11 protein-coding genes and 1 pseudogene are annotated in these 13,418 nt (G+C 61.1%); 11 read left to right on the forward strand and 1 reads right to left on the reverse strand.

Translation table 11 applies throughout. The features are described 5' to 3' along the window. Positions 1 to 28 precede the first annotated feature (28 nt). The 9 genes and pseudogenes from ETW23_RS20060 (at position 29) to ETW23_RS20100 (ending at position 11,311) form a co-directional block, all read left to right on the forward strand. A complete protein-coding gene (locus ETW23_RS20060; RefSeq protein WP_134831044.1) occupies positions 29 to 1,576 on the forward strand; it encodes a PAS-domain containing protein in 1,548 nt (515 codons plus the stop codon). A 49-nt stretch (positions 1,577 to 1,625) separates the two neighbouring features. Then, positions 1,626 to 2,102 (forward strand): tRNA (adenosine(37)-N6)-threonylcarbamoyltransferase complex ATPase subunit type 1 TsaE, encoded by a 477-nt coding sequence (gene tsaE / locus ETW23_RS20065; RefSeq protein ID WP_134831045.1) that lies wholly within the window; start codon positions 1,626 to 1,628, stop codon positions 2,100 to 2,102. Then, positions 2,099 to 3,096, forward strand: a pseudogene (locus ETW23_RS20070) (aminoglycoside phosphotransferase family protein). The gene tsaE and the pseudogene ETW23_RS20070 overlap by 4 nt, the downstream one beginning before the upstream one ends. After that, positions 3,096 to 3,788, forward strand: a complete 693-nt coding sequence (locus ETW23_RS20075; RefSeq protein WP_134831046.1) for a nucleotidyltransferase family protein — start codon at positions 3,096 to 3,098, stop codon at positions 3,786 to 3,788. Before ETW23_RS20070 ends, ETW23_RS20075 begins: the two are co-directional and overlap by 1 nt. Then, complete coding sequence (addB, locus tag ETW23_RS20080; protein WP_205879922.1) at positions 3,778 to 6,711, forward strand: double-strand break repair protein AddB; 2,934 nt, start codon at positions 3,778 to 3,780, stop codon at positions 6,709 to 6,711. Before ETW23_RS20075 ends, addB begins: the two co-directional genes overlap by 11 nt. Beyond that, complete coding sequence (gene addA / locus ETW23_RS20085) at positions 6,708 to 10,061, forward strand: double-strand break repair helicase AddA (protein WP_134831047.1); 3,354 nt, start codon at positions 6,708 to 6,710, stop codon at positions 10,059 to 10,061. The genes addB and addA overlap by 4 nt, the downstream gene beginning before the upstream one ends. A gap of 62 nt (positions 10,062 to 10,123) precedes the next feature. After that, entirely contained in the window at positions 10,124 to 10,444 is a 321-nt protein-coding gene (gene trxA / locus ETW23_RS20090; RefSeq protein WP_027256960.1) for a thioredoxin, read from the forward strand. A gap of 157 nt (positions 10,445 to 10,601) precedes the next feature. Further along, positions 10,602 to 10,949 carry a Lin0512 family protein gene (locus tag ETW23_RS20095; protein ID WP_134831048.1) on the forward strand — a complete coding sequence of 116 codons (348 nt, stop codon included), beginning with the start codon at positions 10,602 to 10,604 and terminating at the stop codon, positions 10,947 to 10,949. Further along, the gene (locus ETW23_RS20100) at positions 10,946 to 11,311 is read left to right on the forward strand and encodes a Lin0512 family protein (protein ID WP_134831049.1); all 366 of its coding nucleotides are present in this window, start codon (positions 10,946 to 10,948) and stop codon (positions 11,309 to 11,311) included. Before ETW23_RS20095 ends, ETW23_RS20100 begins: the two co-directional genes overlap by 4 nt. A 58-nt stretch (positions 11,312 to 11,369) precedes the next feature. On the opposite strand, the gene ETW23_RS20105 is transcribed toward ETW23_RS20100, so the two are convergent. Next, positions 11,370 to 11,561: a DUF1127 domain-containing protein gene (locus ETW23_RS20105; RefSeq protein ID WP_134831050.1), complete on the reverse strand. Its 192-nt coding sequence runs from the start codon at positions 11,559 to 11,561 to the stop codon at positions 11,370 to 11,372. 220 nt (positions 11,562 to 11,781) lie between these two features. On the opposite strand from ETW23_RS20105, the gene hslV reads away from it, so the two are divergent. Beyond that, positions 11,782 to 12,345: an ATP-dependent protease subunit HslV gene (gene hslV, locus ETW23_RS20110; protein WP_129372676.1), complete on the forward strand. Its 564-nt coding sequence runs from the start codon at positions 11,782 to 11,784 to the stop codon at positions 12,343 to 12,345. Position 12,346: 1 nt separating this feature from the next. Further along, positions 12,347 to 13,417 (forward strand): hypothetical protein, encoded by a 1,071-nt coding sequence (locus tag ETW23_RS20115; RefSeq protein WP_134831051.1) that lies wholly within the window; start codon positions 12,347 to 12,349, stop codon positions 13,415 to 13,417. The last annotated feature ends 1 nt before the right edge of the window (position 13,418 follow it).

Below are 13,418 nucleotides of genomic sequence, written 5' to 3' on the forward strand. Positions count from 1 at the left end.
AAACGAGAGCTGAACTGGGCAGGACGACATGCAGGACTTCGCTTCGATCGAATGGTTTGTACTGGCAGCGCTTTGTGCTGCTACCGCGGCGGCGGCGGTCTGGTGGCTGTCACCTGATCCGCGCCGCAATGGCATGGAACATGATCTGCTGGCCGGCGACGGCCGCACTGATGCGGTGTTCCTGTTTGACGAAAACAGCCTGATCGGCTGGTCTTCGGGCGCGCGAAAATTCATTGGCGACCAGGCAGAGAACTTTGACTGGGGCATGCTGCGCGACCAACTGGCCCGCAGCTACCCGGGCCTGCCGCAGTCACCGGGCTTCCTCAAGGATGTCGGCCCGCTCGTGCTTTCCGGCACCGCCTCCGCCGAAAGCCGCGAGGCGCATTGCGAATGGATCGACGGGGTCACCCGCGTGCAGCTGCGCCGCAGCACCTTGGAAGAACAGAACAAATCCCTGGATCAGGAACTGACCACCCTGCGCGCTGCCGTGCATCAGGCGCCCTACCCGGTCTGGCTGCAGTCGGAGGAGGGCAACGTTACTTGGTCCAACCTCGCTTATGACGACCTCAGCCAGAAGATCCGCGGCCGCAATGCCGACTTTGCCGAGCCGCTGTTCACCGATCTGCACGACCCGATGAACAGCGGCAAGCCGGAGCGGATCTACATCCCGCTGCCGGAAAGCAACAAGAAACTGTGGTATAACGTTTCCACCACAGAAACCGAAGCCGGCTGGCTGTGTCACGCGGTGGATGTGAATGCCGTGGTCGACGCCGAGGTTGCCCAGCGCAATTTCGTGCAGACTCTGGCCAAGACGTTTGCCCAGCTGTCGATCGGCCTTGCGATTTTTGACCGCAACCGCCAGCTGGTGCTGTTCAACCCGGTGCTGATCGACCTCACTGCCCTGCCCGCCAATTTCCTCAGCTCGCGGCCCAATCTTCTGACCTTCTTCGACCGCCTGCGCGACCAGCGGATGATGCCGGAACCCAAAAGCTACTCCAGCTGGCGCCACCAGATGGCCGACCTCTTGGAGGCCGCCGCTGAAGGCCGCTATCAGGAAACCTGGTCGCTGCCTTCGGGATCCGTTTACAAGGTTTCGGGCCGGCCGCACCCGGACGGCGCCATTGCCTTCCTGTTCGAAGACATCACCGCCGAGGTCACACTCACCCGCCAGTTCCGCTCAGAGCTTGAGATGGGCCAGTCAATCATGGACCAGATGGATGAGGCGATTACGGTCTTTGCCAGCGATGGCAGCATGACCTTCTCTAACAGTGCCTATGGCAGCCTCTGGTCAATGGACCCTGAGGCCAGTTTTGCCAAAGTCTCGATCATGGATGCCAGCCGGATCTGGCAGGACACCTGTGCGCCGACCCCTGTCTGGGGTGAGATCCGCGATTTTGTTGCCGGCGGAGACGGCCGCGAAGCCTGGTGGTCCCATGTCCAATTGCGCGACGGCACGCGCATGATCTGCAAGGTCTCCGCAATTCAGAACGGTGCAACAATGGTCAGCTTCCGGGCACCGGAAACTGTGGCCTTGCCGGCAGGCCAGCAGCGCTTCCCCGCTATCAGCAAGGGCTAGGCCCGGAAACCGGCTTGCAGCAGACCGGCGGCGGCGCCATTCTAGCGCCATGACAACAGAAACTGCGTTCTGCACGCTGAACTCACCGGACGATACGGCCCGATTGGCCGCACAGATCGCCGGGGCCCTGCGCCCCGGCGATTGCCTGTTGCTGGAGGGGGTGATCGGCGCCGGTAAAACCCATTTCGCCCGCCATTTGATCCAATCGCTTATGGATGTGCCGGAGGACGTCCCTTCACCTACTTTTACTCTGGTGCAAACCTATGACGTGCCCGCCGGTGAGCTGTGGCACACCGACCTTTACCGGCTGTCGTCTCTGGATGAGCTGGAAGAACTGGGTCTGATCGAAGCGTTCGACAGCGCCATCTGCCTGGTCGAATGGCCCGACCGGCTGGCCGAACTGACCCCCGCCCACGCCATTCGCCTGAAACTGGCACTGGATCCGGAACATGAAGACCGCCGCCGTCTGACGCTTAGCTGGAGCGACATGAAATGGCGGCCCCTGATGGAGCGCATCTGCGCATGACTGACCGCAACACCCTGTGCGAAAGATTTCTCTCGGCTACGTCTTATGGCGGCTGGCAACGCGGTCCGCTGGCCGGCGATGCCTCCAACCGGCGCTATGAACGGCTGACGGCTGACAATGGTAAGACCGTTGTGCTGATGGACGCGCCGCCGGAAAAGGGCGAGGATGTCCGCCCTTTCATCCGCATTGCCGAATACCTGCGGGCCCAGAGTCTCAGCGCCCCGGAGATCCTGGCACAGGACGTTGAGAATGGCTTTTTGCTGCTGGAAGACCTGGGTGATGACCTTTTCGCACGCGTCGTTCTTCAGAAACCGGCGCTGGAAATGGAACTCTATAAGGCGGCCACCGATGCGCTGGTTTCCTTGCATCACGCAGCGACGCCGGATCTGGAACCATATGGCCCGCGAATGATGGCAGAAATGGCCGGTCTGGCGCTGCTGAAATACCGCGACGGCATCCTCGGCGGCCATGATCCTGACTTGCAATCCAGGTTCGAGGATCAATTCGAAGACATCCTGCGTGAAACTGTCAAAGGCGATCCTGTTCTGGTTCAGCGTGACTACCACGCCGAAAACCTGCTGTGGCTGCCGGACCGCAACGGGGTGGCGCGCGTCGGTTTGCTGGACTTTCAGGATGCCCGCGCAGGCCACTGCGCATATGATCTGGTGTCGCTGCTGCAGGATGCCCGCCGCGACGTGCCGGCCGCCATCGAGATGCAGATGATTGATCGCTATATCTCTGCCACCGGAGTGGATGAGTCTGGTTTCCGCACCGCCTATACCGTTCTGGGCGTGCAGCGGAATCTTCGTATCCTCGGTGTCTTTGCCAGGCTCAGCCTGGAATACGGCAAACCTCATTACGTGGACTTGATCCCGCGGGTGTGGGACCATTTCATTCGCGGGCTGGAGCATCCTGCGCTGGCTCCGGTTGGGGATCTGTTGCGTGAAGGCCTGCCCCCCCAACCCCGGGCAATCTGGATAGGCTGAGGCCCTGATGCAGCGCGTCCCTGATGCCGTCATGCTGTTTGCCGCTGGATTTGGAACCCGGATGCGGGAGCTGACCCGCGACAAGCCGAAACCGATGATCGAAGTCTCAGGACGGCCGCTGATCGCCCATGCGCTGGAGCTTGCCCAAGCCATCCGGCCAGCCCGGATAGCAGCAAACCTGCATTACAAGCCTGAGCCGTTAAGGACCTTTTTAGAGCCTCATAATGTACGCATCAGTCTCGAATCCCCCGAGATTCTCGACACTGGCGGCGGTCTGCGCCAGGCTTTGCCGCTGTTGGGAGACGGGCCGGTTTTCACCATGAATACCGACGCCATATGGAAGGGCCCGAACCCATTGAGTTTGGCCCTGCAGGCTTGGGACCAGGACCGCATGGACGCACTGCTGGTCTGTGTGCCGCTGGAACGTGCAGCGGGCCGCACCGGTGGCGGGGATTTCTCGGCTGATGCCGACGGCCGCATCAGCCGTGGCGGAAAGTTAGTCTATGGCGGGGTTCAGATCCTGAAGACCGGCGGCTTGGATCAGGTAAAGGAACAAGCGTTTTCACTGAATCTCCTTTGGAACCAGATGGCCGCTCAAGGCCGGTTGTTTGCTCTGGAATATCCTGGCCGCTGGTGCGATGTGGGCCATCCAGAGGGGATCACACTGGCCGAGGATCTGATAGCCGCAGATGATGTTTGAACCTTCCGAAAAACCGCGCGTCTTCGCCCTGCCCTGCGGTGTCGACTTCCCGCATGCACTGACCGACGGGCTGCGCATCCGCGGCCAGGACCAGCCGCCCGAGGCATTGGCGAAGGTTGAACTGATCATCAACACCTCCCGTATGGCGCGGCGTGTCCGCAGCTTGTTCGACAATGGCCCCGCCCTGCTGCTGCCGCGCATGCTGCTGCTGACTGATCTGGCAAAACGCGCCACACTGGACGGGCTGCCGCCCGCTTTGCCACCGCTGCGGCGGCGGCTGGAACTGTCTCAATTGATCGCAAAACTATTGGATGCGCAGCCCGACCTGGCCTCCAGGGCATCGCTCTATGACTTGTCCGACAGTCTTGCCGCGCTGATCGACGAGATGCAGGGCGAAGGCGTCAGTACCGATGCGATCCGCGATCTGGATGTTGCGGACATGTCCGGTCACTGGGCGCGGGCGCAGGCTTTTATCGGAATCGCCGATGAGTTCACTGGCCTGCATGAAGGTGCGATGGATGCCCAGGCGCGGCAGCGGCAGGTGGTGCTGAACCTGATCGGGCAATGGCAGGAGAACCCGCCGCCGCATCCAGTGATCCTGGCCGGCTCCACCGGCTCGCGCGGGACGACACTGATGCTGATGCAGGCCATCGCCCGGCTGCCGCAAGGCGCGGTGGTGCTTCCCGGCTTTGACTTTGACCAGCCGGATCATGTTTGGGACAGGCTAGATGATCCGATGATCTCAGAGGATCATCCACAGTACCGGTTCCACAAATTATTGAAAGACTTGGAACTTTCACCTGGCGACGTGCAGCGCTGGACTGATGCACCGCCAGTCTCTTGTGAACGCAACCAGCTGGTTTCTCTTGCCTTGCGTCCAGCCCCGGTGACCGATGCCTGGATGAGCGAAGGACCAAATCTGTCTGGTCTGAAACCGGCCACAGATAACGTTACCCTGATCGAGGCCGCCACCCCCCGCGCCGAAGCGCTCGCCATTGCTCTTCGACTGCGCCAAGCGGCGGAAGACGGGCAAACCGCCGCGCTTATTACTCCGGACCGGATGCTGACCCGCCAGGTCTCGGCAGCGCTGGACCGCTGGGATATCCTTCCTGACGATTCTGCCGGCCAGCCCCTGCAGCTGTCGCCGCCGGGCCGTTTCCTGCGCCATGTGGCAGGTCTGTTCTGCAAACCGCTGGCATGCGACAGCCTGCTGACACTGCTGAAACACCCGCTGACCCACGATGGCGCGGAACGTGGCAATCACCTGCGCCAAACCCGCGAGCTTGAACTGTCCCTGCGCCGAAACGGTCCGCCTTTCCCCGATGCCGCAGCCTTTGCCGGATTTGAAAAGGGACGCAATCTGACCCCAGGCTGGACATCCTGGCTCAGCGCCTGTTTCGCAGATCAGCAGATCGCAGGCACCCTTCCCTTGACTGATTGGGTCTGGCGGCTGCGTGAGCAAGCTGAACATATCGCTGCCGGCAGCCGATCAGACGGCGGCAGTACGTTGTGGAACAAGAAGGCTGGTCAGGCCGCGCGCTCTTGCATTGAAAACCTGGAAGCCGAAGCCCCCTATGGCGGCGACATGTCCGCCCGCGATTTTGCCGATCTGCTGGGTGCGCTGCTGAGCCAGGGCGAGGTGCGCGACCGCGATGCGCCCTATGGTTCAATCATGATCTGGGGCACGCTGGAGGCCCGGGTGCAGGGCGCTGATCTAGTGATCCTTGGCGGCCTTAACGAGGGCAGCTGGCCAGAGGCTGCCAGCCCCGATCCCTGGCTGAACCGGCAACTGCGCAACCAGGCCCGCCTCTTGCTGCCCGAACGCCGCATCGGCCTGTCAGCGCATGACTTTCAACAGGCCATCGCTGCACCCGAAGTCTGGCTGACGCGCGCCGAACGCTCGGAAGAAGCAGATACCGTGCCTTCGCGCTGGCTGAACCGGCTGACCAACCTCTTGTCCGGGCTGCCGGATCAGGGCGGCCGGGATGCGCTGGAAGCTATGCGGACGAAGGGCCGACGGTGGCTCGGCCGGGCAGAGACTCTGGAGCAGCCGACACCGATCCCGCAAGTGCCGCGCCCCTCGCCGAGGCCACCGGTTACCGCCCGCCCGCGCCGGCTCACAATCACGGAAATCCCCCGCTTGATCCGCGATCCTTATGCGATTTATGCCAAGCACGTACTGCGGCTGAAGCCTCTGAATCCTCTGGTGCAAGAGCCGGACGCCTTGCTGCGCGGTATTGTGGTGCATGAGGTGTTTGAGCAGTTCATCAAGGAAGCCCAAACGGATCCTTCCCTGCTGACTGCCGGTCACCTGATCGACAAAACCCGCCAGCTGCTGGAAAGCCACGTCCCCTGGCCGGTTGCGCGCATCTTGTGGCACAGCCGCATCCGCAAGATCGCCGGAGACTTTGTGCTGGCGGAGCGGGAACGCCAGGCCCGTGCCAAACCGGTCGCCTTTGAGGCCAAAGGCAGCACCCGGCTGGACCCTCTGGATTTTACCATCGCCTGCCGCGCCGACCGGATCGACATGGACGACCGCGGGTTTCTGCATCTTTATGATTACAAAACCGGCGCACCGCCCTCGGAATCGCAGCAAAAGAAGTTCGAAAAGCAACTGCTGATCGAAGCCGCCATGGCCGAGCAAGGCGCCTTTGATGGCCTTGGCCCGGCAGAAGTGGCCCGCGCCCTGTTCATCGGGCTTGGATCCAGCATGAAAGAAGTGCGTGCGCCGCTGGAAGAAGAACCGCCGGCCAAGGTGTGGGACGAGCTGCACACTCTGATCGGGGCCTATTTCGAGCCTGAACAAGGCTATTCGAGCCGCCGCATGGTGTATCGCGACGATATCGCCGGCGACTATGACCACCTGGCGCGTTACGGCGAATGGGATCGCAGCGCCACGCCGCAGCCGGAGAATTTGTCATGACCATCCGCGACGCCGCCTCCGAGGCGCAGTTCCGCGCCGCCCGTCCCGATGCCTCTACCTGGCTGGCGGCCAATGCAGGTTCTGGCAAGACCAAAGTTCTGACCGACCGGGTGGCGCGGCTCTTGCTGAAGGGCGTGCAGCCGCAGCACATCCTGTGTCTCACCTACACCAAGGCCGCCGCCAGCGAGATGCAGAACCGGCTGTTCAAACGGCTGGGCGAATGGGCGATGCTGAGGGATCCGGCGCTGATCGCCGCGCTGACGGAGCTGGGCGAGGTCAACACCGGCGCCGGCGACCTGGCGCAGGCCCGCACCCTTTTCGCCCGCGCGATTGAGACGCCAGGCGGGTTGAAAATCCAGACCATCCACTCCTTCTGCGCCTCGCTTCTGCGCCGTTTCCCGCTGGAGGCCGGCGTCAGCCCGCAATTTTCAGAGATGGACGACCGATCGGGCCAGCTGTTGCGTGCGGAAATCATGGAGGATTTTGCCCAAGGGTCCGAGGCACCTCTGGTCGGCTCACTGGCGCGCCATGTCAGCGACAGCGATTTCGAGACCCTGACATCCTCCATCTGCCAGCGCCGCGCCGATTTCGGCCAGCCGTTGGGTTGGGAAGGGCTGTTGGAGCTGTTTGAGCTGCCTGAAGGTTTTGACGAAGCCGCACTGGAGGCCTTGGTTTATTTAGGCGGCGAGGAAGACCTGCTGCAGCGCACCCGCCAGATGCTGGGGCAGGGCGGTGCGACCGATCAAAAGGCAGCTGCAAAGCTGACAGGCATAGCCAAGCCGGCACTTGCCGACTTGAGCACGCTGGAAAGCATCTTCCTTACCGGCGCCAGCGCCAAAGAGCCGTTCACCGCCAAAATCGATAAATTCCCAACCAAAAAGCTACGCGAATCGCATCTTTCACTTATGGACCAGCTGGAACCGCTGATGCTGCGGGTCGAAGATGCCCGCACCAAACGCCTGGCCCTGGCCGCCGCACGTAAAAGCCATGATCTGCATCGCTTTGCCGCCGCCTTCCTGCCGGAGTATGAGCACCGCAAACAGCTGCGTGGCTGGCTCGACTTTGACGACCTGATCCTGAAGGCCCGGCAATTGCTGAACGATCCGGGCGTTGCAGCCTGGGTGCTGTACCGGCTGGATGGCGGCATCGACCACATTCTGGTGGACGAGGCACAGGATACCAGCCCGGTGCAGTGGGACGTGATTGAGAAGCTGGCGCAGGAATTCACTGCCGGCGTTGGTGCGCGCTCGGATGTCGAACGCACGATCTTTGTGGTCGGCGACAAGAAACAGTCCATCTATTCCTTTCAGGGCGCCGATCCGGATGCCTTTGACCGGATGCAGCAGGAGTTCGGCAACCGGCTGGCGGAAACCGGGGCAGGGCTGCAGGATGCATCGCTCGATTTCTCTTTCCGCTCTTCTGCTGCGATCCTGAAACTGGTGGATCTCGTATTCCGGGACAGCCCGCGCGCAGGTTTTCGCAAGGACGCACTGCACCGGGCTTTCAAATCCGACCTGCCGGGCCGGGTGGATCTTTGGCCGGTGGTCGGGAAGGTCGAGGATGACGAGGATCCGGACTGGACCAGCCCCGTTGACCGGCCCAGCAGCCGCCATCACACAGTGATCCTGGCGGAACGCATCGCCCAGTCGATCAAACAGATGATCGGCACCGGCGTCACAATCCCTGAGGACGGCACCGAACGCGGCACCTTCCAGCGCAGGCCGGTTCAGGCAGGTGATTTCCTGATCCTGGTGCAGCGCCGGTCTGATCTGTTCTCTGAGATCATCCGTGCCTGCAAGAAGGCCGAACTGCCCATTGCCGGCGCTGACCGGTTGAAAGTAGGTGCCGAACTGGCGGTGAAGGACATCGCAGCGCTGCTGCGGTTCCTGGCCCTGCCGGAGGACTCCTTATCATTGGCGGAAGCACTGAAGTCGCCGCTGTTCGGCTGGAATGAACAAGCGCTGTTCGACCTCGCCCACCGGCGTGAGGCAATGTACCTATGGCCAGCGCTGCGCGAGCGGGCAGGGGCGTTCCCCGAAACCATGGCCGTGCTGGACGACCTGCGCGCCAATGCTGATTTCCTGCGCCCCTATGATCTGATCGAACGCATACTGACACGCCACAGCGGCCGCCAGAAACTGCTGGGCCGGCTGGGGCCGGAAGCCGAGGACGGCATCAACGCGCTGCTGTCGCAGGCACTGGCTTATGAGCGCACCGATGTGCCGAGTCTTACCGGGTTCCTGGTCTGGATGCAGACCGACGATCTGGAAATCAAACGCCAGATGGGTGCCGCCGGCAATATGATCCGGGTGATGTCAGTGCATGGCTCCAAAGGCCTGGAAGCGCCTATTGTGATCCTGCCGGATACAGCCAAACGCCAAGCGCCGCGCGATGCTGAAATCATGCTGGCAAATGGCACCCCGGTCTGGAAACTGCCCAAAGACCAGATGCCAGCCACTATGCTGGCCGCCCGTGAAGCCGCGCAGGACAAACTTCAAAATGAACGGTTGCGCCTGTTGTATGTGGCTCTAACCCGGGCAGAAAAGTGGCTGATCGTCGCCGCAGCCGGCGACACCGGTGAGCAGAACGACAGTTGGTACCGTATGTCGGAACGTGCATTGCGGGACGGCGGAGCGGTAGAATTTGAATACGAAGGCGGCACCGGGTTACGTTTGCAACACGGTGATTGGGACGGGCTGCCGCTCATAGAAACGCCTGCGCGAGCTGTTGAGAAACACATCTTGCCGGAAGTCTTTACCCGGCTGGCCAGACCTTACGCAGCACCGGCTCCCGCGCTCAGCCCTTCGGATTTGGGCGGGGCCAAGGCATTGCCGGGGGATCAGGGCTTGGACGAGGAGGCCGCCAAAGCCCGCGGCAGCAGGCTGCACCTGCTGTTGGAGCATCTGCCCGGCCGATCCGAAGGGGATTGGCCGGAGCTAGCAAAAAACCTTCTGCAAGATGCAGAAGACAGCGGCGAACTTCTGGCCGAAGCCTCAGCCGTTCTCAAAAACGCTGATTTGATTCATATTTTCAAGCCGGACACTCTGGCCGAGGTGCCTATTACAGCAGATTTGCATGGTTCGCGCCTGCATGGGGTGATCGACAGACTGATCGTAACCCCGGAAAAAGTCCTGGCGGTGGATTTCAAATCCAACGCAACTGTACCCGAAACGCCTGAAAAATGCCCCGAAGGCCTGCTGCGGCAGATGGGCGCCTATGCCCATGCGCTTGCACAGGTTTATCCGGATCACGCCATTGAAACCGCGTTGCTTTGGACCTGCAATGCAACCCTGATGCATTTGCCGCACGAGCTTGTGACAGGCGCGCTTCTGCGGCGGATGGAACCTTGACGATCAGTTAAGCCGTACCTAGGTTCCAACTCCAGTTGCCACACACTCATGGAGACATGCATATGTCCACCGTAGCCGTCACCGACGCCACTTTTGACGCCGAAGTCAAGAACTCCGACATCCCCGTTGTGGTGGATTTCTGGGCTGAGTGGTGCGGTCCCTGTAAGCAGATTGGCCCCGCTTTGGAAGAGCTTGCCGCAGAATTCGGCGGCAAGGTGAAAATTGCCAAGGTCGATGTCGACAACAACCCGAACTCCGCCGCCGCCATGGGTGTGCGCGGAATTCCGGCGCTGTTTATCTTCAAGGACGGCCAAGTGGTTTCGAACCGTGCCGGCGCCGCCCCCAAAGCTGCGCTGCAAAGCTGGATCGAAGACTCGATCTGAGCCTGATCCTTTTTGCGGATTTCAGAGGGTTGTCCCCGCGGGGACAGCCCTTTTCTTTTGCCCGCATACGCTGGTGTATCTGGGGACGGTAAACTGGCTCTTTCCATTGCCTCCATTGCCTGTAACGGTCCGGCCCGGAACAGATACAGGAGGCACTATGGCCAAGACCCGGGTATTGGTGGAATTCGGCATGGGCACATCGCTCAGGCGCGAAGATTACACCGAAGCTGCCCGCCGCGCGATCAAGGACGCGCTGTGGCACAACTCCGTCAGCATGGCGGAACTGTTTGATTTCCAGAAAGAAGACATGATCATCGACGCAGAGATCGGCGTTCAGAAACCCGAAGCCGTGGACAAGGATGCGCTGCTGGAGATTTTCCCCTATGGCCAGCCCAGCATCCGGGTTGTGAAGGGTGGTCTCAATATCGAAAAGCCCCACGGCGGCTGCACGGTAATCGCCAATGCGGCCGTGATTGTGTCCTTTGACATGGAGGCAGCGGAATGACCGAAAAACGCATCATCCTGGAAATGGGCACCGGCAATGACCTGTATGGCCAGGATTACAACAAGGCCGCCCGCCGTGCGGTGCAGGACGCGTTGCACCATTCGTCGATCACCCTGTTTGCCAAGCTCGGGATTGATCACGGCGAAATGCGGGTGGACGTGACAATCGGTGTGCAGCAGCCGGAAGCAGTGGATTGCGATCTGGTGGCCCAGGATTTGCCGCGGGGCCGCGCCAGTGTGCGCGCCGTGATGGGCGGGCTGGATGTAGAGGATGCAGAAGCCGGAACACGTCACGTGGTCGCCACGGCTGCGATCGAGGCCTGGCTGCCGGATCAGGCTGGCAAGTATAAAACCAGCATCTAAAAATGAACAAAGCCGCCCGATAACGGGCGGCTCATTCAAAACTGCTGATCATCTGATATCAGATATTGGCGATATCAGCACGGTTCATGCCGATGTCTTCCAGCTGAGCGTCCGACAACCGGGCCAAAGCCTTGCGGGTTTCACGGCTCTCGTTCCATTCCACGAGAGCATTTTTCACGTTGATCAATGTGTCGACCACGCGGAGAACGGTGACTGCTCCGAGCGGCGCATAGATGTTTGCGGTAGTCATAGCGCTAGTCCTTCTGAGAAACAGCCGACCCTGTGCCGGTTGTGAGCCCCATTTAGGATGTGCAGCTGAGTCTCACAATTGCCGGTTCATCAGCCCCGGATTGCAATTTCTGCATAGCAGTGAACAGCCCTGCAGCAGCTGCCTGGCAGTGGACTTTGCGCGTTCTCTTGTGCCGGCGGTGGGATGGTTCCATATAGAGGGCAATAAAGCGGAGGCACAAATGGCAGACGATCAATTCCCCGGCTGGCACGGCACCACCATCATCGGCGTGAAGAAGGATGGCCAGGTTGTCATCGCCGGCGACGGCCAGGTGTCGCTGGGACAGACGGTGATCAAAGGCACAGCCCGCAAGGTGCGCCGCCTGTCCCCGGGCGGGTTTGACGTGGTGGCGGGATTTGCCGGATCAACAGCCGATGCATTCACCCTGCTGGAGCGGCTGGAAGCCAAGCTCGAGGCCACTCCAGGCCAGCTGGCGCGGGCAAGCGTGGAACTGGCCAAGGACTGGCGCACCGATAAATACCTGCAGAAACTGGAGGCCATGCTGATCGTCACCGATGGTGCCGACATGTTCGTGATCACCGGTGCCGGCGACGTGCTGGAGCCTGAGCACAACGTGGCTGCCATCGGCTCCGGCGGCAATTTTGCCCTGGCAGCAGCACGCGGCATGATGGACAGCGGCAAATCCGCCGAAGCTGTGGCCCGCGATGCCATGGCCATCGCTGCTGAAATCTGCGTTTACACCAATGGCAACCTCACAGTTGAGAGCATAGGCCAGGAAAGCTGATATGACCCAGATAGATCAAATTGATCTGCGCGCTGCAGTAGGATCCGGCTTGCTGTCCGAGGCCCAAGCTGCCTCGCTTCTGGCTTTGGCGCACAGCCGCAGAGGCGCACGGGAGAATCTGGCGCCTGGCGATGAACCCTTTGAACTGTTCAAGGGGTTCAATGAAATCTTCATTGTGATCGGGCTGTTAATCCTGGCCTCTGGCTGGATGGCCTTCACAGCGGTTGATCTGGCCGGGTCAATCGGCGGCTATCAGGACAAGGCCGTCTATTCGGCCATCGCCGGTGCAGCCGTGCTGTGGATGCTGTCTGAATACTTCATCCGCCGCCGCCGGATGGTGGCACCCGCGATCGCACTCTCGCTTCTGTGGGCCGGCAACGCCGGTACCGGTTTTTCTGCTGGCTACTCCCAGCCCTTCATGATCGCGCAAAACGATTTTTCGAGCCTGCCGCTGCCATTTGCGCTGACAACCGTTGCCATTGCTGTTTTCTGGCTGCGCTTTCGCGTTCCATTTGCCATGGCACTGATCGCCTTGGGTGTCTTTGTTCTCGCCCTCTTATCAGGATCGATACAGGCAGGCACTCCTGCCGGCATCAGCGACCTATTCCTGCTGTCGGCCAGCGGGCCGTTTGCCTGGATTACGCTGGCCGTCGGATTTACTGTATTTACTGCAGCCATGGCCTTTGATCTCAGCGATCCGCACCGGGTAACCAGGCGCTCGGCCCAAGGTTTCTGGCTGCACGTCGTTGCGGCGCCGGCCCTGGTGAATACTATTGCGCTCAGCTTGCTGGAGGCCGGCACCGCAGGTTCCAACATGCTGCTGCTCGGTGTGCTGCTGCTGTTTGCCATGATCGCAATCATCATTGACCGGCGCTCGTTCCTGATTGCCGCAATCGGCTATAGCGTTACCCTTGCAGGAACTGTTTTCAACGGTGAAGGCACCGCCATTACGATCCTGGCGCTCGGCGTGTTCCTGGTCGCTCTGGGGGCTTTCTGGAGCCATATCCGTGCTGCGCTGCTCTCAATCTTGTCTGGCGTGCTGCCGCTTGACCGGCTGCCGCCATCCCACTGAA

The sequence above is a fragment of the Leisingera sp. NJS201 genome (genome assembly GCF_004535885.1).
In the GTDB taxonomy this organism is placed as follows: domain Bacteria; phylum Pseudomonadota; class Alphaproteobacteria; order Rhodobacterales; family Rhodobacteraceae; genus Leisingera.